Here is a 19,893-nt window from a genome sequence, read left to right on the forward strand (position 1 = left end):
CGCGGACATGGACCAGACATTGGGGAATTCGAGGACAGGGTGTCATTCCCCGCGTACGCGGGCAACGGCCGGGAAGCCGCCCGCTCCGGCCACGGTGTCCGGCGCCGCCCGCCAGCCGCCGCCCATGGCCTGGTACAGCGCCACGCTGGCGTTGAGGCGATCCGCGTGCGCCTGGATCAGGTTCAGTTCCGCGCTGAATAGCTGGCGCTGGGCGTCGAGCTGCTCCAGGTAGGGCGAGTAGCCGGCGCGATACCGGTTGGTGGCGTGCCGTAGCGCAGCGGCCAGCGCGTCGCGCTGTTCGCGCAGGCGCGCTTCCTGTTCGCCGAGCTTCTGCACGGCGGCGAGATTGTCGTTGACCTCGCGGAATGCGGTCAGCGCCACGCGGCGGTAGGCGTAGGCGGCCTCGTCGCGTTGCGCGGCGGCGGCATCGGCGCCGGCCACGATACGTCCACCCTCGAACAGCGGTGCGAGCACGCTGCCGCCGAGTGTCCAGATACGCAGCGGATTGGCCAGCCCGGTGGCATACACCAGGCCGCCCGAGGCGGTCAGCGGAATGCGTGGCAGGTACGCCTTGCGTGCGGCGGACAGGCTGGCGTCGGTGGCGGCCAGCGTGTATTCGGCCTGGGCGATGTCGGGGCGCCGGCGCAGCAGGTCGGACGGCAGACCATCGGGCACCGCCGGTTGCTGTAACGCCTGCAGCGGTATCCCACGCGCGATGGCCGAAGCGTCGGTGGCGCCGGTCAGTACGGCCAGCGCGTTTTCCTGGCGCGTGACGGCTAGCTCGGACTGTGGCACGGCTTGGGCGGTCGATTCGTATTCGGCGCGTGCCTGTTCGTATTCGAGCTGGGAGGTATAGCCCGCCTGCGCGCGACCGCGCGCCAGGCGCAGCGCATCGGCGCGCGATGCCAGCGTTTGCCGCACCACTTCCAGTTGCGCGTCGAGCGCGCGCAGCGTGATGTACCCGCGCGCGGCCGCTGCCGACACGGACAGGATGGTGGTGTCGCGCGCCGCTTCGCTGGCCAGCAGGCTGCTGCGCGCGGCGCCCACCGTATCGCTGATGCGCCCGAACAGGTCCACTTCGTATGCGGCATCGAGCGTCAGTTGCCCGGTGCTGGCCGCGCGCGGCACGCCGAACGCGTTGATTGCCCGCGCCCGCGTGCCGCCGGCCTCGAAATCGAGCGTCGGAAACAGCGCGGCGCGGGCAATGCGCGACTGGGCATCGGCCTGGCGCACGCGCGTCACGGCAATGGCGATGTCGTCGTTCTGCGCCAGCGCCTGGGTGACGAGCGCGGTCAGCGCCGGATCGCCATACGCCTGCCACCAGTCGCGCTCGATGGCCACCGTCGGGCCGGGGTCCACGCGCCAGGCCAGCGGCGGCACAACGGGTTCCGGCGCCGGAGGTCGCGGTCCCATGCAGCCCGCAAGCAACACGCAGGCGAGCAGCAGGGCGGGATGGCGTGTTTGGTTCATCGGCTGGCCGGGCGGTTGCTGCCGGTGTCGACTTCCGCCTGCACCGACATGCCGGGGCGCAGGCGGTCCGCCAGTGGCTGGTCGGGGTCGATCGTGATGCGCACCGAGATGCGCTGCGCCACCTTGACGAAGTTGCCCGTGGCGTTGTCGGCGACGATGACCGCGAATTCCGATCCGGCGGCCGGTGACAGCCGTTCCACGCGGCCGGTCAGGCGTGCGTTGTCCAGCGCGTCCACGCGGAACGTGGCCTTCTGCCCCGGTGCCATGTGGGCCGTCTGGGCTTCCTTGTAGTTGGCGATGACCCAGCGTTGCGGCGGCACCAGGAACATCAGCTGCGTGCCCGATGTCACGTACTGTCCCAGCCGCGCGCCGATCTGGCTCAGCCGCCCGTCCTGCGGGGCGCTCACGACGGTGTTCGATAGGTCGATGGCGGCCAGTTGCAGCGCGGCGCGCGCCTGTTCCACGGCGGCCTTCAGGCCGTCGCGGCCGACGATGATGGCCTGCACGTCCTGGCGCGCGATTTCCACGGCGGCACGCGACTGCTCGACACCGGCCTCGGCCTGGCGCAACGCGGCGCGTGTCTGGTCGCGCTCGCGCAGCGAGACCGAACCATCGGCAACCAGTTCGTCCACGCGCTTCATGTCGGCCTGTGCGCGCAGTAGCTGGGCGCGGGCGTTGTCGGCATTGGCCCGTTGCGATGTCACGGTGGCTTCGCGGGCGCGCTGGGTCTGGTCCGCGTTGGCAAGGTTGGCCACCTGCGTGTCCAGCGATGCGCGTGCCTGTTCCACGCGTTGCCGGTAGATCCGGTCGTCGATGCGCAGTAGCACCTGTCCCGCCGTGACCAGGTCGAAGTCATGCACGGGCACTTCGGTGACATAGCCGCTGACCTGCGGACTGATGAACGTGGTCTGGCCGCGCACATAGGCGTTGTCGGTGCTCTGGATCGTCGGCGAGAACGGCGGCAGGCCCCATGCATAGAGGATGATCATCACGCTGGCCAGCGCCACCAGCACGATCAGCGCGGTCAGGCGCCACGATCCGCGCGGTGGTGCCCAGCCCTTGGGCGCGGTCTCCACCTCGACCGGATCTTCCAGCCGTTCCGGTTTGCCCGGCGGTGGGGCGTGGCGCTCGGGCGAATCGGTCAAGTGCCTGTCTCCTTGGACGACGCGGTGGATTTGCGGTCCGGCACATGGCCCGGCACCACCCTGTTCAGATAGAGCGCCAGCAACCAGACGAACGTGAGGGTCGACAGCACGCCGATCAGCAGGAACACGTCGTTGAACGCCAGCACGTTGGCCTCGCGCGTGATCTGCTGCGCCAGCGCCATGGCGCCCTCGGTCTGGCGCAGCAATGAGTCGCCCAGCACGCGGCTGTAAACGTTGCCCAGCAACTGCAGGCGCGCCGCGTCGAGCGGATCGGAAAGACTGATGCCCTGCACCAGTGCGTGCGAATGGATTTTCTCGCGCCAGGTCTGGAAGGTGCCCAGCAGCGCCGAGCCCGCCAGCCCGCCCAGCGACTGCGTGATGCTGAACAGCGCGGAGAAGCTGACGAAGTGGCTCATGCCGCGCTGCAGTGCGCTGCCCATGCCGATCAGCAGCGTCGGCCCCAGGAAGAACACGGCGGCAAAGGCGATCAGCGACTGTGTGAAATACATGTTCTGCGGCCGCGTCAGGTTGGTGGCGCCCGCGTCGATGAAGGCGCCAATCGCGATCAGCACCAGCGAGATGCGGATCGGCCTGCCCAGGTTCTGCGGATTGAGCGTCAGCGCGCTGGCGGCAATGCCAGCCACCGTGGCCAGCGACACGACGATGTAGAGCGAGATCAGCTGGTCGTTGCCCATGCCCAGCGCCGTGAGCAGGCCCACGGCGCCGTACGGCTGTTCGGACAGCAGGATGCGCACCGACGTGGCCACCACGGCAAAGCGGATGATGGCCGTGCTGCCGAGCCAGCGCGTGTTGAGCAGCGGATTCACGCGGTTGTGCTCGATCCACAGCGCGGCCGCGATCAGGATCACCGCGCCGCACAAAGCGTAGCCCAGCCATGCCGCCTCGGTCCACCACAGGATGCGCCCCTGGCCCAGCACGGCGCAGAGTAGCGCCATGCCCGGCGCGAACAGCGCGAACGTCACGAAATCGAGTGGCTCGAATGCCTTGATGCGTTCGCTGGGTGGCAACGGCAGCAGGCCCACGGCCACCAGCGACAGCAACGACAGGCCAAACTCGAACTGGTAGAGCGTCTGCCAGTTGCCGGCTTCGAGCATGCCCGTGGAGAACGTGCGGGCCAGCGGCGTGGCCAGTTGCGGCACGCCGAAGCCAATCACCACGGCGCGCATCCGGTGTTTGGCTGGCAGTGCCTGGATGATGTAGTAGAGCGCCAGCGTGGACATGCCGCTGGCCGCGATGCCGTTGGCGGCGCGCGCCAGCAGCGCGGTGCCGAAGGTGTGGGTCAGCAGGTGCGCGCCGGTGATCAGCGCGTAGGAGAGCAGGAAGACCTTGGTGAAGCGTTGCAGCCCGTATTGCTGGCGAAACTTGATCACCAGCATCGACATGCAGACATTGGTCATCACGTAGACCGTGGACAACCACGCGGCCTCGTCGCTGTACAGGCCGAACACCCCCTGGATGTTGTTGAGGTTGGCCACCACGAGCGCGTTGCCGAAGCCGCCGGTCAGGCCAATCAGCACGCCTACGCAGAAATACCCCACGCGCCGCGGCGTGGGATGGTCGGGCGTGGCGGGCGAGCCCGGCATCGACGGCCGTTCGTGCGGCTTGAACTCGCAACTGGCAGTTGCCATGACTGGCTGGCTTGGACGAAGTTGTGAACAGCCCGACGCTGACGGCGATGATGCGTGCGGTCGGCGTCGTATGTCAAGGCGCGCCGGAAGGGCGACTTGGGGCAATGGTGTGCAGCGGCCAGCGCGGACGGAGGCCAGGCGGACGGACTATTGATTCCCCTTAGGGTGCCTTCCGCAATGGCAATTTCACAGGAGCGTGGGGGACGGGTAGATTGGCGGCATCGCGCCTTGCGCACATTTCGCCCCCGACACTGCCATGTCCAGACCGCTTGAAGGCATTACCGTACTTTCGCTCGAACAGGCCATTGCCGCGCCGTTCTGCACTCGCCAGCTGGCCGACCTGGGCGCGCGGGTGATCAAGATCGAACGGCCGGGCCCCGGCGATTTCGCCCGCGCCTATGACGGCCGCGTGCGCGGGTTGTCGTCCCATTTCGTCTGGACCAATCGTTCGAAGGAAAGCCTGACCCTGGATGTGAAGGCACCGGACGCCGCGCCCGTGCTGGAGGCGTTGCTGGAAAAGACCGACGTGCTGGTGCAGAACCTGGCGCCGGGCGCTTCCGCGCGGCTGGGGCTGGACTATGAAACGCTGTCCCGGCGCTATCCGCGCCTGATCGTCTGCGATATCTCCGGTTACGGCGGCGATGGCCCGTACCGCGACAAGAAGGCGTACGACCTGCTGGTGCAGAGCGAGTCGGGTTTCGTGTCGGTGACCGGCACGGCCGACGAGGGCGTCAAGGCCGGCGCCTCGGTGGCCGACATCGCGGCGGGCATGTATGCCTACAGCAACGTGCTGTCGGCACTGATCGAGCGGGGCCAGACCGGGCGCGGCAAGCACATCGACGTGTCGATGCTGGAATCGATGGTCGAGTGGATGAGCTTTCCGATGTACTACGCGTTCGACGGCGCCGCGCCGCCGCCGCGTGCCGGTGCCGCCCACGCCACGATCTACCCCTATGGGCCGTTCCCGACCGGCGACGGCAAGACCGTCATGCTGGGGCTGCAGAACGAGCGCGAATGGGCCGTGTTCTGCCGCGTGGTGCTGCAGGAACCCGAGCTGGCCACGCAAGCGGCGTTTGCCACCAACACGCTGCGCAGCGCCAACCGTGCGCAGTTGCGGGCACGTATCGTCGAGTCGTTCGGGCGGCTGACCTCCGCCGAAGTGGTGGCGCGCCTGGAAGAAGCGAACATCGCCAACGCCAGCGTCAACACCATGGCCGACGTCTGGGCTCACCCGCAGTTGCAGGCGCGTGGCCGCTGGCGCCAGGTGGACACGGCCGCCGGCCCGGTGCCGGCGCTGTTGCCGCCGGGCCTGACCGATGCACGCATGGACCCGGTGCCGGCAGTCGGCCAGCACACTGACGCCATCCTGGCCGAGGTGGGCTGCAACGCCGAGCGGATCGCCAGCCTGCATGCCGATGGCGTGGTCTGAGGAGGGCGGCATGACTGCAACCACCCCCGCACGCGCGCCGCGCAGCTACCTGTTCGTCCCGGCATCGCGCCCCGAGCGCATTGGCAAGGCCATTGCCGCCGGCGCCGATGCCGTGATCGTCGACCTTGAGGACGCGGTTGCCCCCGACGCCAAAAGCGAGGCACGCGCGGCGCTGGCCGCACCCTGGCGCACGCTGCAGGATCAGGCCGACGCCGCCGGCGTGGTGTTGCTTGTGCGCGTGAACGGCGCCGATACGGCCTGGTTTGCCGACGATCTGGTGTTTTGCCGGACCTATGGCGTGCGGTCGGTCGTTCTGCCGAAGGCCGATCGGGCGTCGCTGTCGGCCATGCGTGCCGTGCTGCCCGACCTGCCATGCCATGCGCTGCTGGAAACTGCCACGGGCTTTGCCGATCTACGCGAGGTGGCGCGGGCGCCGGGCGTGATCCGCCTGATGTTCGGCAGCATCGACCTGATGTTCGACCTCGATGTTGGCGACGACGACCTGCCGCTGCACCACTTCCGCAGCCAGCTGGTGTTGCATTCACGCGCCGCCGGCCTGCCGGCGCCGGTGGATGGCGTCTGCACGGCCATCGGCGACGCCGAGGCGCTGGCCGCCGACACCTTGCGGGGCCGTCGTTTCGGGTTTGGCGCCAAGTTGCTGATCCATCCCAACCAGGTGGCCGGCGTGCACGCCGCGCTGGCGCCGACCGAGGCCGAAACGCTCTGGGCCCGGCGCGTGGTGGAGCAGGCCGCCGCCGCACAGGGAGCCGCCATCGCGGTGGACGGGAAAATGGTCGATCGTCCGGTACTGGAACGCGCGCAACGTATTGTGGCGGCCGCCGTTTATTAATGCTTTATTAAGAGCGCGCGCAGCGGTTTTTATATGGGGGACAGCGCCAATCGGTGTTTTCCCTGACCGGTGGGTTCGGCACAAATATTGAGATATACCGGCAAGATGAAAGCCGTTTGTAATAAGGTTGCGATGAAATGCGCGTGGGAGATCGTGCGCAGTCCCGATTTGGGGAAACTATGCGGGCATCCGGGTAAAACAGAACGATAAAAGTCACTTACCCGGTGCACCATTCGGCTGGCACGGTCGTTTACTGCAGACCGCATGCTGAATTGAGCCAGACTGATCGTGCATTTTCCTGTTTCCCGTGCCGCCGCGGCAGCGCTGCTTGCCCTGGTGGCCAGCGCTGGTCACGCCGCCAGCGAGCCGATGCCGCCAGACGGCCCCTGCATTCCACCGCCTGCCAAGGCGGCCCTGACCTTGGCCCAGGCCCGGCTTGACGCGCTGCGCTGCAATCGCGACATCATCAGCGCGCGCCGCAGCGAAGAAGCCAGCCAGGCCGACATCCAGATTGCCTCCCAGCGGCCCAACCCGGTGCTGAGCCTGGGCGTGGCCAATATCAACCCGCACCTGGGCGTGGGCTCGGGCAACCTGCGCAGCAAGACCGTCGATTCGACCGTCCGTGTGGACCAGGTCATCGAAACCGCCAACAAGGGCGGCCTGCGCACCGAGGTGGCCCGCAAGGCCAGCGTCGCCGCCGGCGAACAGACCCAGGCCGTAGTGGCCCGGCAGCTGGGCGCGGTGGACCAGGCATGGTACGAGGCCGTGGTCAGCCAGACGCGCGTGGAAGTGCTGACCGAAATGGTCGGGCTTTCCGCCCGCACCCAGCAGGCCAATGAAACCCGGCTCAAGGCTGGCGATGTGTCGCGCGCCGACGTGACCAAGCTGCAACTGGAAACGCTGCGCGCCCAGAGCGACCTGCGCGCGGCCATTGCCGACCACACCAACGACAAGGCAGCGCTGGCTGCCGCCATGGGCGTGCCCGGCACGCTGATGGACAACCGCCTGGTGGCGGACTGGCCGGCGCTCGACGCGCAGGTGCCGCGGGTGGACCCCGATGTGCTGCAGCGCCGTCCCGACGTGACGGCCGCCGAGGCCCGCCTGGCCGCCGCGTCATCGCAGCGCGACCTGGCCCGCGCCGGCCGCGTGCCCGACGTGACCGTCGGGGTGCAGTACGAGCATTATCCGATCTCCGAGAGCAACACCACGGGCAGCGGCAACAGCTACGGCGCATTCGTGTCGATCCCGCTGTTCGTGCGGCACAGCTACGGTGGCGAAGCGCGCCGTGCCGAGGTGGACTATTACGCGGCGCTGGACGACCGCAACCGCATCCTGCTCGAAGCCCAGAACGACATTGGCCGGCTGCGCGCGCAGCTGGACGCCGCGCGGGCATCGCTGCAGCAGATGAAGGAATCGGTACTGCCGGCCGCCGAGAGCGTGGCCAATAGTGCCGAATTCGCCTATTCGAAGGGTGCCAGTGGCGTGCTGGATCTGCTCGACGCGCGCCGCGCGCTGCGCCAGACCCGCGTCGATGCCGTGGAAGCGCAGGGCAACTATGCCAAGGCGCTGGCGGCTTACCTGACCGCGCTGCAATCCACCCAATCCGATATCAACAAGCTTCCCCAGGTTCGTACTGATGCGTCGCGCCCATAAATTCCCGTCTCTCTCCGGCCGCCTGCGCGTGGCCGCCGTGGTGTCGCTGTGCGCGTTGGCACTGGCCGCCTGTGGCAAGAAGGAAGTCCCCGAAAACGATGACGATCCCAAGATCGCCGGCCAGACCATTACCTACCCCGCCGGCGTCAAGGTGCTGCCGGGTGTGGTCGGACAGGCCGTTCGCAGTGGCGGCGACCGCATGCTGAGCATGCCGGGCCGCCTGGTCTGGAACGAGGACAAGACCGTGCGCGTGGCCACGCCGTTCGCGGGCCGCGTCATGGAAATCCTGGTGCAGCCCGGCACCACGGTGAAGGCCGGCCAGCCGCTGGCCATGCTGACCTCGCCGGACTTCGGCGTGGCGCAGGCCGATGCGCGCAAGTCCGCCGCCGACAGCGCCGTGGCGGCCAAGTCGCTGGCGCGCCAGCGCGAGCTGTACCAGGCAGGCGTGATTGCCCAGAAGGACCTGGAACAGGCCCAGGCCGACAACGCCCGCGCGGCCGCCGACCAGGCGCGCACGCAAGCCGCGTTGCGGATGTACGGCGCGGGCGGCGGCGATGCCGTGAACCAGCGCTTTGCGCTGCGCAGCCCGATCGAGGGCCTGGTGGTGGAGCGCAATATCAATCCGGGCATGGAAGTCCGCCCCGACCAGCAGCCCAACTCGCCGCTGTTCCTGATTACCGACCCGTCCACGCTGTGGGCACAGCTCGACGCCGCCGAGGCAGACCTGGGCCTGTTCAAGCCCGGCGTCACCGTGCAGCTGTCCAGCGCCGCCTACCCCGGCGAAACGTTCACGGGCACCGTGGTCAAGATCGCGGACTACGTCGATCCGGCCTCGCGCAGCGTCAAGGTGCGCCTGTCGGTGCCCAACGCCGACCGGCGCCTGAAGGCGGAGATGTACGTCACGGCCAAGCTCCAGGCGGCGTCGTTCCAGGGCATCGCGGTGCCGTCGAAGGCCGTGTTCCTGGCCGACAACAAGAACTACGTGTTCATCCGCACGTCCGCCGCGCCGTTCGTGTTCGAACGCCGCGAGGTGAAGACCGGCGTGGCGCTGCCGGGCGTGACCGAGGTGGTCTCGGGTTTGAAGGCCGACGAGGTGGTGGTGACCGACGGCAACCTCTACCTGCAGGACATCCTGCGCGATGCCACCGCGGTGAACGCCGCGCGCGCAACCGCCAAGCAATGAGGACGGCGGCCAGATGATTTCACGTATCGTTCATTTTGCGCTGCACCAGAAGCTGTTCGTCTGGCTGGGCCTGATCATCTTCATCGCAGGCGGCCTGGCCGCCTTCAAGAACCTGCCGATCGAGGCATTCCCGGACGTGTCGGACATCCAGGTCAACGTGATCACGTTGTACCCGGGCCGTGCCGCCGAGGAAGTGGAACGCCAGGTCACGATTCCGATCGAGACCGCACTGGCCGGCACGCCGAATTCGGTGCGCGTGTTCTCGCACACGCAGTTCGGCCTGTCGTTCATGATGGTGACCTTCAATGACAAGGCCACCGACGTCACCGCGCGCCAGCAGATCATCGAGCGCCTGCGCAGCGTTGACCTGCCCGACGGCGTGCAGCCGGAGCTGGCGCCGCTGTCCACCGCCATCGGCGAGATCTTCCGCTTCCGGCTGACCGGCAAGGGCTACACGCCGCAGGAGCTGCGCACGCTGCAGGACTGGGTGGTGGAAAAGAACCTGCGCCAGGTGCCGGGCGTGGCCGACCTGGTCACCATCGGCGGTTCGATCAAGCAGTACGAGGTGAACCCGAACCTGGGCCGCATGCGTGACGCCAAGATCTCGCTGTCGCAACTGTTCACGGCGCTGCAGCGCGGCAACTCCAATGCCGGCGGCGGTGCGGTGGCTCATGGCCGGCAGCAGTACCTGCTGCGCTCGCTGGGCAGCTTCCGCTCGTCGGCGGACATCGCCAACGTGGTGGTAGCCGAGAACAATGGCACGCCGATCCTGGTCAAGGACATCGCCGAGGTCAAGATCGGCCTGGCCCCGCCGCAGGGCCTGATGGGCCAGGACAACGAAGACGACATCGTCTCGGGCATCGTGGTGATGCGCAAGGGCGAGAATCCGTCGGTGGTGCTGGAGGCGCTGAAGCAGAAGATCGAACTGCTGGACACGCAGATCCTGCCCAAGGGCGTGAAGATCGTGCCGTACTACGACCGCTCCACGCTGATCGACAAGACGCTGCACACGGTGTTCGGCAACCTGGTAGAAGGCGCGCTGCTGGTGATGGCGGTGCTGTACCTGTTCCTGGCCAACGTGCGCGCCGCCGCCATCGTGGCGCTGGTGATTCCGCTGTCGCTGCTGTCGACGTTCATCGGCCTGACCTGGGTGGGCATTCCGGCCAACCTGCTGTCGCTGGGCGCGATGGACTTCGGGATCATCGTCGACGGCGCGGTGATCGTCGTCGAGAACATCTTCAAGCGGCTGGGCGAGCTGAAGGAACACCAGATCAAGGACAGCAAGGCACGGCTGCACGCCATCCTGCAGGCCACCACCGAGGTGGGCCGTCCTACGGTGTTCTCGATGATCATCATCATCGCGGCGCACATTCCGATCTTCACGCTGCAGCGCCACGAGGGCAAGATCTTCGCGCCGATGGCCTACACGGTGACCGGCGCGCTGATCGGGTCGCTGATCCTGTCGCTGACCGTTGTGCCGCTGCTGTGCCACCTGCTGCTCAAGAAGAACATCGCGCACGAAGACAATTTCGTGGTGCGCCACTGCAAGCGCATCTACGAACCGATGCTGTCGTGGGCGCTGGACAACAAGAAGAAGGTGGTGGGCGTGGCGCTGGCGCTGCTGGTGGCCACCGTGGGGGTCGGCAAGTTCCTGGGCAGCGAATTCCTGCCCGAACTGGACGAAGGCTCGATGTGGGTCAGCTTCGACTTGCCGGCTTCGGTGTCGCTGGACGAGGCCCGCGACCAGGCGCGCATTCTGCGCACCGTGATTCGCAAGACGCCCGAAGTGAACAGCACGATCTCGAAGGTGGGCCGCCCGGACGACGGTACCGATCCGAAGCTGATCAATACCGTGGAAATCCTGGTCGACCTGAAGGGCGACAAGCAGTGGCGCGCGGGTTACGACAAGCGCAAGATCATCGACGAGATCAACCGCAACCTGCGCCAGTTGCCGGGCATCGAACCCAATTTCTCGCAGCCGGTGCGCGACAACATCCTTGAGAGCATCTCGCAGATCAAGGGCCAGATCGTGATCAAGGTGCAGAGCGACAGCCTGGAGCACAACAAGCACGTGGCCGACCAGATCCTGGCCAACGTGCAGTCGGTCAAGGGCGTGATGCGCGCGTTCATCGACCGCGACGGCGAACTGCCGCAGTACGTGCTGGAATTCGACCGCGCCCAGGCAGCCCGCTACGGCATCAACGTGGCCGACGTGCAGGACCTGATGGAAAGCGCGCTGGCCGGCAAGGCCGCCACGGAACTGTGGGAAGGCGAGCGGCACTTCAGCGTGGTGGTGCGCCTGAAGCCGGGTGAGCGCGAACTGCCGAACCTGCCGAACATCTTCATGCAGACCGCCGACGGTGCCCAGGTGCCGCTGTCGCAACTGGTGACGTTCCGGGCCGCGTCCGGCGCGATGAACATCAGCCGCGAGAACGGCCAGCGCACCACGTCGATCGGTATCTTCATCCACGACCGCGACATGGGTAGCGTGGTGAAGGACATGCAGGCGCTGGTGAAGAAGAACGTCAACGCCGAGGACGTCAAGATTGGCTGGTCCGGTGAATTCGAGAACCAGGAACGCGCCATGGCGCGGCTGTCGATCGTGGTGCCGCTGTCGGTGCTGATGATCTTCCTGCTGCTGTTCAATGCGTTCCAGTCGTTCAAGAGCGCCGCGCTGATCATCTCGAACATTCCGTTCGCACTGATCGGCGGCGTGTTCGCGCTGTTCCTGACCGGCATTCCGCTGTCGGTGTCGGCCGCCATCGGCTTTATCGCGCTGTTCGGCCAGGCCGTGCTGAACGGCGTGGTGATGGTGACCTACTTCAACCAGCTGCGCCAGGAAGGCATGCCCGTGCGGCAGGCCGTGCTGACCGGCTCGATGGACCGTCTGCGCACTGTGCTGATGACCGCGATGCTGGCCATGCTGGGCCTGTTCCCGATGGCCATCTCGCGCGCCATCGGGTCGGAAACGCAGCGCCCGCTGGCCATCGTCATCATCGGCGGCCTGATCACGGCCACCATGCTGACGCTGATCGTGCTGCCCACGCTGTACGAATGGATGGTGGGCCGCAACTGGCCTGACGAGGAAGGCCAGCCGGAAAACGAAAACCGCCTCAACGATTCGATGGCCAACTGAGCCGGCTGAATTGCCGAGGTAGTGAAAAGCCGGGGCGCCTTGACGGGCGCCCCGGCTTTTTTCATTGGCACCGGCCGCATGTCCGACCGGATATCCGGCCCGGCGCAGCAACGCGCTGTAGCATATGGGCTCCAGCAAAAGGCGGGAGGCAGGTTTTCTCCCCGATTCCAGGATTCCTGTGCCGCCGCAATCGTCCCTCCTGAGGTCCATCTTCCCGAGCATCGTGTCGACCGGCGACATGGCGGATCGCGTGCGCCACCACGACTGGGCCCACACGTCGCTGGGGCCGATGGCGGCATGGCCAGCCGGTGTGCGCGTGGCCATCAACAATCTGCTGTCGTCGCCGTTTCCGGCCTGCGCCTGTTTTGGCGACGCGCTGACGATGGTCTACAACGATGCCTTCGTCCCGATCCTGGCGAAGAAGCACCCCGCGCTGGGGCAGTCCTTCCAGCAGGTATGGGCCGAGGCCTGGGAGCACATCGGGCCGCTCGCGCGCGGCGCGCTGGCCGGCGAGACGGTGTTCATCAAGGATTTTCCGCTGACGACCAACCGCGACGGCCAGCCAGCGCAGGCGTTCTTCACGTTCAGCTACAGCCCGCTTCACGATGAGAACGGCGCCGTGATCGGCATGCTGGACACCGTGTTCGAGTCGACCGAAGCCGTGGCGGCGGGGCGCCGGCTGGAGGCGCGCGCGTCAATCCTCGAATACGAGGTGGTGCAGCAGACCGATGCGCGCCAGCAGGCCGAGCATGCGCTCCAGGAAGCCAGGAAGCTGGAGCCGATCGGCCGCCTGGCGGGCGGTGTCGCCCATGACTTCAACAACCTGTTGCAGGTGATTTCCGGCAATCTGCAGATCCTGGAATTGCGGATGGGCGCGGACGCCGCCGCGCAGCAGCGGCTGCTGAGCGCCCGCGCCGGCGTGGAGCGCGGCGCCAGGCTGGCCGGGTAGTTGCTGGCGTTCAGCCGCAAGCAGACGCTGGACCCCAGCGTCTGCAATGTCAGTGAACTCGTCGCGGGCATGGAAGACATGATCCGGGTGACGCTCGGCGGCAGTTGCGTGCTGCGGATGCACTGGCCGGAGCGGTCTTGGAATGTGCTGGTCGACACGGCGCAGCTGGAAAACGTGGTGCTGAACCTCTGCCTCAATGCGCGCGATGCCATGGCGGGCGGCGGCCGGCTCGACATCGAGGTGGGCAACGTGCGGCTCGATGCCATGTCGGCACAGGGCCAGGAGACGCAGCTGGACGGCGACTTCGTGGCGATTTCGGTGCGCGATACCGGCGCGGGCATGTCCGCCGATGTCATGGCGCAGGCGTTCGAGCCGTTCTTCACCACGAAGCCGGATGGCAAGGGCACCGGGCTGGGCCTTTCCACGGCGTTCGGATTCGTCAAGCAATCGGGTGGCCATTTGCTGCTGCAGAGCGAACCGGGCATCGGCACCACCGCAACGATGTACCTGCCCCGGTCGTTCGACGCCGCGCAGGCGATCCGCGCGCAGCCTGACGACGAACCGGCGGGTGGCGGGACCGAGACCGTGCTGGTGGTGGAGGACGAATCGCAAGTACAGGACACCGTGGTGGAACTGCTGCGCGGACTCGGCTATTCCGTGCTGCGCAGCAGCGGCCCGGGCAGCGCGCTGGCGGTGCTCGAAAGCGGCCTGCGGATCGACCTGTTGTTTACCGATGTGGTGATGCCGGGTCCGGTGCGCGCGAACGAACTGGCGCTCATGGCCCGCAAGCTGCAGCCCGAGATCGCCGTGCTGCTTACGTCCGTCTATACGCAGGGCGCCGGGCTCGATGCGGGGGGCGATCTGCTGCCGAAGCCCTACTCGCGGGAAGCACTCGCGCGCAAGGTGCGGCAGGCGTTGGCGCGTCGGCAAGGGCTGGCGGCCAGGTAAGACCAGGCCGGCGACTAGCTTGTCTTGTCGCCGCGTTCCGCCGGACGCGGAAACAGCGGCCAGACGCATAGCGCCACCCCGGCCGTCGTGGCCCAGACCACTGGCCACGATGTGAGTGCCAGCCAATGCGGCAGGCAAAGCGGCGTCAGGAAGAAGCCGAAGAACACCACGGTGTTGGCCATGCCAAGCGCGGTACCCGCGCGGTCGGCGCCGGCCATCGCCGCCAGCTCTGTGTATCCCACCCCATGCCAGGCGGACACCGCGATACCGGCCAGCCCCAGCGCCACGGGCAGTAGCGTCATCAGTGTCGCGCTGGACGCACTGCCGTGGACGCAGGCCGCCAGCACCAGGAATGCCGCCACCGTGACCAGCGTGCAGCCGCGCAGGTAGTGGCGGCGGTTGCCATGGCGATCGGTCCAGCGGCCGCTCCAGACACGCATGACCATCGCGCCGGCCTGGATCGCCACCAGCGTGGCCGTGATGGTGGCCAGCCCCGCATGGGCGTAGTCGTGCAGGAAGATCGACGCGAACGTCAGCACCGCGAACTGCGGCACGCACAGCAGCCCGATGGCCATGACGATGCGCCAGATCTCTGCCCGCCCCAGCGGATTCGGGTGCCGGACCGACGTGGCCGCCGTGGCGTGCCCGTCCGGCGGTTCATGCAGCCAGTGCCAGGTCAGCAGGGCCGAGACACCGCACAGCACGGCGACCCAGCCATAGGCCCACCCAAAACCAAAGGTCGAAGCCAGCCACGGCAGCGTCAACGCGCCAATGCCGCCACCCATCGGCACGGCGGTCTGGCGGATGCTCATGGCAAGTCCGCGCTCACCTTCGTGGAACCAGCGCATGACGGCGCGTCCGCTGGCGCCATTGACGCTGCCGCCGACCAGGCCGACCACCGTCATCGCCACAACCAGCCAGGCCAGGTCCGGGACATGGCCGGAAGTGGGCGCTAACCAGAGCGCCATGCCCAGCAGCGCCAGGCAGGTGGCGGCCAGGCCGCCCAGCAGCACGGGCCGGTCGCCCCAGCGGTCGGCGGCGAGGCCCCACGGTAATTCGGACAAGGCCGTACCGAGCCCGAGCGCGCCGACGGCCAGACCGACTTGCGCGGTGTCCAGCTGGTAGCCGGTGCGCATCCAGACCGCGGTGGTGGGCAGGCCGCTGATGGCGGCGATGACGCTGGCGTTGGCGGCCACGCCCACGCCCAGGACTTTCCAGCGGTGGGATGGTGCCAGGCGGGGCGGGTGCGACAGGGAAACTTGCAGAGCGTGCAGGGACATAAGTGACACGTGATCCGAGAGGCGATTTGACGTGTTCCAGTCTGTCACCGAGAATTCATCCTGAAAATCAGAAAATAACGTTCGATTCGTTCGATAAAACAGGATGGTTGCGATGTCCCGAACCAATCTCGATCTGGCCGCGCTGCGCACGCTGGTGGCCGGCATGGAACTGGGCAGCTTTGCCCGGGCGGCTGATCGCGTGGGCCGATCCACGTCGGCGATCAGCGCGCAGATCAAGCGGCTCGAAGAGCAGGCCGGCACGCCGCTGTTCCGCAAGTCGGGGCGCGGCCTGGCGCTGACGGCGGCGGGCGAGGCGATGCTTGGCTACGCGCGGCGGCTGGTGGAACTGAACGACGAGGCGGTGACGGCGGTACGTGGCGTGGACCTGTCGGGCGGTATCCGGCTGGGCCTGCAGGAAGAATTTGGCGAGGGTTTGCTGCCCGAGGTGCTGGGCCGGTTTGCACGCGCGCATCCCAAGGTACGTATCGAAGCGGTGGTGTCGCGCAATGCCGACCTGCTGGAGCGGATCGATACCGGACGCTGCGACCTGGCACTGGTGTGGGCCGATATGCACCCGGCCATGTCCGACGGCGTTGCGGGCTATGCGATGGGGCGCCGCCACGCGACGCGCATCGACGACGTGCCGATGAGCTGGGTGGGCCCGGCGTCGCTGCCGTGGCAACCGGCGGACGGCGAGCCGCTGCCGCTGGTGGCTTTCGACCGGCCTTGCCAGTTCCATGCGGCCGCGACGGCTGCACTCGATGACGCAGGCATTCCGTGGCGCATCACGTTTTCCAGCCCGAATCTGGGCGGATTGTGGGCAGCGGCGGCCGCCGGGCTGGGCCTGACGGTGCGCTCGCGCTACGGGCTGCCGGCCAATGTGCGTGCGCTGTCGGCCGACGAAACCGGTTTGCCGGCGCTGCCGTCGATGTCGCTGGCGATGGTGCGGGCGTCCGCCACGATGCCGCCCGAGGTGGAGCGTCTGGCCGACATCCTGCTGGCGTCGCTGCGCGGCAGGCCGGATCAGGAAGCGATGGCGGCCTGACCCGGCCCACTTTCAATCGTCGTAATGGCCGCCATGGCGTGACGGCCGGCACAGCAATGCGCCCAGCAGCACGCCCACGCCCAGCGCCATGCCAAGTGCCTTGATCGGTTCGCGATGGGTGTACTCGGTCACGCATTCCTGGCCACGCGACACGCCATCGGTCACTTGTGCCTTGATCGCTGCCAGCTTGTCCGAGCCTTGTGACGCCTTGTTCAGAAATTTCTGCTTGGCCGACTGGATGGCCTCGCCGGTCAGGTTCGGCAACTGGGTGAGCAGGTCGTCCAGATCCTGCGCCAGCTGGCGGGTATCGGCCTGCAGCTTCTGCTGGGGCGTCGGCGGATTGATGTTGTTGGGATCGAGCGGGTCCATGGCGTCTCCTGGGTGGGCAATCGAAGATCGGGATCGGGACATCTTGCTGCGCAGGTTTCGTACCAGTGGCGACAGAACGTCCAAAGGCCGGCCACGCCGCGCCACGCCGGCCCGCAGCGGCCGCAACTTACCTGCGTTTGTAATTTACTCCCGCTGCGTCGCACCAATAAAAAAGGCCCGGCTTCGCGCCAGGCCACAAGTACTACCCTCTTTTCGGGACGGTCAGGTCAGTCGGCCTGGATGCCGAACTCCTTCACCAGCTTGCCGTAGCGCGCATAGTCGGCGGCAATCAGCTTCTGCAGCACGGCCGGCTCGCCGCCCACGGGCGTGACGGCAATCGTGGCCATGCGCGCCACCACATCGGGCTGCTTCAGGATCTCGTTCACATGGCCGTTGAGCAGGCGCACGATTTCCGGCGGCAAGTTCTTCGGCCCCAGCAACGCCTGCCATGCGCCGATCTCCACGTCCTTGTAGCCCAGTTCCGCCAGCGTCGGCACGTTCGGCGCGAACGGCGAGCGCTTGAGGTCGGCCACGGCCAGCGGCAGCAGCGTGCCATTGCCCACATACTGCGCCACGGCGCCGTAGGTGACGTAGGTCATCGGCACCTGGCCGCCCAGCACGTCGACGATGGCCGGGGCGGTGCCACGGTACGGCACCTGCGAGATCTTCACGTTGGCCGACTTGTTGAACAGCTCGCCCATGATGTGCATCGGCGAACCGTTGCCCGGCGTGGCGTAGGTCTCCAGCTTGCCGGCCTTGGCGCGTGCCACGAGGTCGCTCATCTTGGCGATGCCGCTGTTCTTGTTCACGACCACGAACAGCGACTGCGTGCCCAGTTCGGCAATCGGCGTCAGGTCGTTCACCACGTCATAGCTGGCACCGGTGCCGGACTTCAGCACCAGCGGCGCGATCGATACCGTGTTCGGCGCCAGCAGCAGCGTGTAGCCGTCGGCCGCCGCGCGGGCCACGTAGGCGCTGCCGATGGTGCCGGCGGCGCCCGTGCGGTTTTCGACCACGACCGATTGCTTCAGGCGGGCAGCCAGCTTTTCGGCCATCAGGCGTGCCAGCACGTCGGTGTCGCCGCCGGCCGGGTAGGCCACCACGATGGTGATCGGCTTGTTGGGATAGCCGCCCTGGGCCATCGACGGGGCGGTGGACAGCAGGGCGGCGGTGCCGATGGCGGCGCCAAGCGCGCCCAGTACCAGGCGGCGGACAAGGTTCGAATTCATGGTGTGGCGCCCCTTAGAAGATGTGCTTGATGCCGACCATGGCGCCCAGCTGCTGGCCGCCCGGCTTGGTGTTGGCACCCGCCTGCGCGCCGCTGACCGAGAACGTCAGGTTGCCGTCGTTGTTGATATAGCCGGCCGTGGCATACACCGCGGTGCGCTTGCTGAAGTTGTACATGCCGCGCACCGAATAGAGCATCGATTTGTTGTCGCTGTTCTGGTAGTTCAGGTAGTAGACCTGGCCGGACAGCGTGAACGCGGGCGTGATGTCGTAGGCGGCGCCGATGTAGTACAGCTCGGAGAGCGGCGTGGTGCTGGCCTGGTTCTCGCGGCGGATCACGCCGGCGCCGATCTTGGTGCGGTTCAGCAGCACGTAGCCCGCCAGCGACGCGCGGTCGTCGCGCAGGCTGCTGTTGGTCAGGCCGGCAAACGCGCCCGGGCCGCCGCGCTGCGAATCGTACGCGGCATAGACACCCCAGGTCTTCGTATCCCAGCCGACCATGGCAGACCATTCGCGGCACTGACTCTTGTTGGCCGGATTCTCGCCGGCGCAGTTGGTGCCCGACGGGCTGGGGCCGGCATTGGCCACGTCGCGGCCAAAGCTGTACGTCGCGCCCAGTTGCAGGCCGCCGAAGCTGCCCTTGTAGGCGATGGCGTTGTCGGCGCGCGTGTTCGGGATGTAGCTGTCGAGCGAGCCGGAGCCGAAGGCGTTGGGGCCCAGGATGTCCGGATCGAGGATGGCCCAGAACAGCATCGTGTACTGGCGGCCGAACGAGACCTGGCCCCATTGGTTCGACTGCAGGCCCACCAGCGCCTGGCGTCCGAACAGGCGGCCACCCTGGTTGGCGGTGCCGGAATCGGGCGCGAAGCCGGACTCCAGCACGAAGATGCTCTTCAGGCCGCCGCCCAGGTCCTCGGTGCCGCGCAGACCCCAGCGCGACGGTACGGTGCCGGTCAGCGTGTTCATGCGCACCACGCTATTGCCGGCCGCGCCAACCTTGTTTACGAATTCCACGCCAGTGTCCACCACGCCATACATGGTGACGGACGACTGGGCAGTGGCCAGCAGGGGCGCGGCTGCGAGCAGGCCCGCCGCGTATTTTGCGATCTTCATCTACCGTTTCCTTCTCTAGTCTTGTGGGCTCCGTGGACGTTTCCGGCGGCAACGGTATGGGGGCTGCCGTTTTGTTTGTGTTTCATTAGTAAAACAATGAACTACATAGGAAACGTTTGAGCGAAATATAGGCACGACATCGAACGGCGTAGATAGGGAGCAACCCTAGTGCGGTCGGGCGGTGACAGTGGCGAGCGCGCCCGGCACCACTCCGTCGAGGGGGAAGGCGCACGGCGGGCGTGGTGCGCGGCGCACCGGCTTGGCGCGGCGCGGCGTGTCGGGTGAATCGACAAACGACGTCCGGGCGAACGCCGAGGCGGATCTCGCGGCGGACAGGCGATTGCCCCATCGCGGGGCCGTGTGCCGGGGGCCATGCACCGGCTTCGAGACCGCGCAGCTGCCAGCAATTTTTCTACTTGTTTACCCTGATCCCACGCCCTGAAGGAC

At 67.3% G+C, this 19,893-nt stretch carries 15 protein-coding genes; 8 read left to right on the top strand and 7 right to left on the bottom strand.

The window, feature by feature from the left end:
• Nucleotides 1-42: 42 nt before the first annotated feature.
• The 3 genes from MFF62_RS10605 to MFF62_RS10615 are packed head-to-tail and all read right to left on the bottom strand — an operon-like array spanning nucleotide 43 to nucleotide 4,264.
• Nucleotides 43-1,470, bottom strand: a complete 1,428-nt coding sequence (locus MFF62_RS10605) for an efflux transporter outer membrane subunit (RefSeq protein WP_238262886.1) — start codon at nucleotides 1,468-1,470, stop codon at nucleotides 43-45.
• Nucleotides 1,467-2,615, bottom strand: coding sequence for an HlyD family secretion protein (locus MFF62_RS10610; protein ID WP_238262888.1), 1,149 nt, complete (start codon nucleotides 2,613-2,615; stop codon nucleotides 1,467-1,469). Before MFF62_RS10610 ends, MFF62_RS10605 begins: the two co-directional genes overlap by 4 nt.
• Nucleotides 2,612-4,264 carry an MFS transporter gene (locus MFF62_RS10615; RefSeq protein WP_238262890.1) on the bottom strand — a complete coding sequence of 551 codons (1,653 nt, stop codon included), beginning with the start codon at nucleotides 4,262-4,264 and terminating at the stop codon, nucleotides 2,612-2,614. Before MFF62_RS10615 ends, MFF62_RS10610 begins: the two co-directional genes overlap by 4 nt.
• 256 nt (nucleotides 4,265-4,520) lie before the next feature.
• Here MFF62_RS10615 and MFF62_RS10620 point away from each other — a divergent pair, with 256 nt between their 5' ends.
• From MFF62_RS10620 to MFF62_RS10650, 7 genes are all read left to right on the top strand, one after another.
• On the top strand, nucleotides 4,521-5,693 hold the full coding sequence (locus MFF62_RS10620; RefSeq protein ID WP_238262893.1) for a CaiB/BaiF CoA transferase family protein: 1,173 nt from the start codon (nucleotides 4,521-4,523) through the stop codon (nucleotides 5,691-5,693).
• A gap of 10 nt (nucleotides 5,694-5,703) precedes the next feature.
• Nucleotides 5,704-6,543: an HpcH/HpaI aldolase/citrate lyase family protein gene (locus MFF62_RS10625; protein ID WP_238262895.1), complete on the top strand. Its 840-nt coding sequence runs from the start codon at nucleotides 5,704-5,706 to the stop codon at nucleotides 6,541-6,543.
• A gap of 288 nt (nucleotides 6,544-6,831) precedes the next feature.
• Entirely contained in the window at nucleotides 6,832-8,196 is a 1,365-nt protein-coding gene (locus MFF62_RS10630) for a TolC family protein (protein WP_238262897.1), read from the top strand.
• Nucleotides 8,180-9,379: an efflux RND transporter periplasmic adaptor subunit gene (locus MFF62_RS10635; RefSeq protein ID WP_238262899.1), complete on the top strand. Its 1,200-nt coding sequence runs from the start codon at nucleotides 8,180-8,182 to the stop codon at nucleotides 9,377-9,379. The genes MFF62_RS10630 and MFF62_RS10635 overlap by 17 nt, the downstream gene beginning before the upstream one ends.
• A 13-nt stretch (nucleotides 9,380-9,392) precedes the next feature.
• Nucleotides 9,393-12,515 carry an efflux RND transporter permease subunit gene (locus MFF62_RS10640; protein ID WP_238262901.1) on the top strand — a complete coding sequence of 1,041 codons (3,123 nt, stop codon included), beginning with the start codon at nucleotides 9,393-9,395 and terminating at the stop codon, nucleotides 12,513-12,515.
• Nucleotides 12,516-12,738: 223 nt separating this feature from the next.
• Nucleotides 12,739-13,464, top strand: a complete 726-nt coding sequence (locus MFF62_RS10645) for a sensor histidine kinase (protein WP_238262902.1) — start codon at nucleotides 12,739-12,741, stop codon at nucleotides 13,462-13,464.
• The gene (locus tag MFF62_RS10650) at nucleotides 13,465-14,412 is read left to right on the top strand and encodes an ATP-binding protein (protein ID WP_238262904.1); all 948 of its coding nucleotides are present in this window, start codon (nucleotides 13,465-13,467) and stop codon (nucleotides 14,410-14,412) included. It abuts the gene before it with no gap.
• Nucleotides 14,413-14,426: 14 nt separating this feature from the next.
• Here MFF62_RS10650 and MFF62_RS10655 read toward each other — a convergent pair whose 3' ends face one another.
• A complete protein-coding gene (locus MFF62_RS10655; protein ID WP_238262906.1) occupies nucleotides 14,427-15,692 on the bottom strand; it encodes an MFS transporter in 1,266 nt (421 codons plus the stop codon).
• 112 nt (nucleotides 15,693-15,804) lie between these two features.
• Between MFF62_RS10655 and MFF62_RS10660 the strand changes: the two genes are divergently transcribed.
• Nucleotides 15,805-16,737 (top strand): LysR substrate-binding domain-containing protein, encoded by a 933-nt coding sequence (locus tag MFF62_RS10660; protein WP_238262908.1) that lies wholly within the window; start codon nucleotides 15,805-15,807, stop codon nucleotides 16,735-16,737.
• A 12-nt stretch (nucleotides 16,738-16,749) separates the two neighbouring features.
• On the opposite strand, the gene MFF62_RS10665 is transcribed toward MFF62_RS10660, so the two are convergent.
• The 3 genes from MFF62_RS10665 to MFF62_RS10675 form a co-directional block, all read right to left on the bottom strand.
• Nucleotides 16,750-17,106, bottom strand: a complete 357-nt coding sequence (locus MFF62_RS10665; protein ID WP_238262910.1) for an ElaB/YgaM/YqjD family protein — start codon at nucleotides 17,104-17,106, stop codon at nucleotides 16,750-16,752.
• A gap of 227 nt (nucleotides 17,107-17,333) precedes the next feature.
• Nucleotides 17,334-18,335: a Bug family tripartite tricarboxylate transporter substrate binding protein gene (locus MFF62_RS10670; protein WP_238262912.1), complete on the bottom strand. Its 1,002-nt coding sequence runs from the start codon at nucleotides 18,333-18,335 to the stop codon at nucleotides 17,334-17,336.
• A gap of 13 nt (nucleotides 18,336-18,348) precedes the next feature.
• A complete protein-coding gene (locus MFF62_RS10675) occupies nucleotides 18,349-19,446 on the bottom strand; it encodes a porin (protein WP_238262913.1) in 1,098 nt (365 codons plus the stop codon).
• Nucleotides 19,447-19,893 lie beyond the last annotated feature (447 nt).

This window comes from Cupriavidus pauculus (assembly GCF_022179805.1).
In the GTDB taxonomy this organism is placed as follows: Bacteria; Pseudomonadota; Gammaproteobacteria; order Burkholderiales; family Burkholderiaceae; genus Cupriavidus; species Cupriavidus pauculus_E.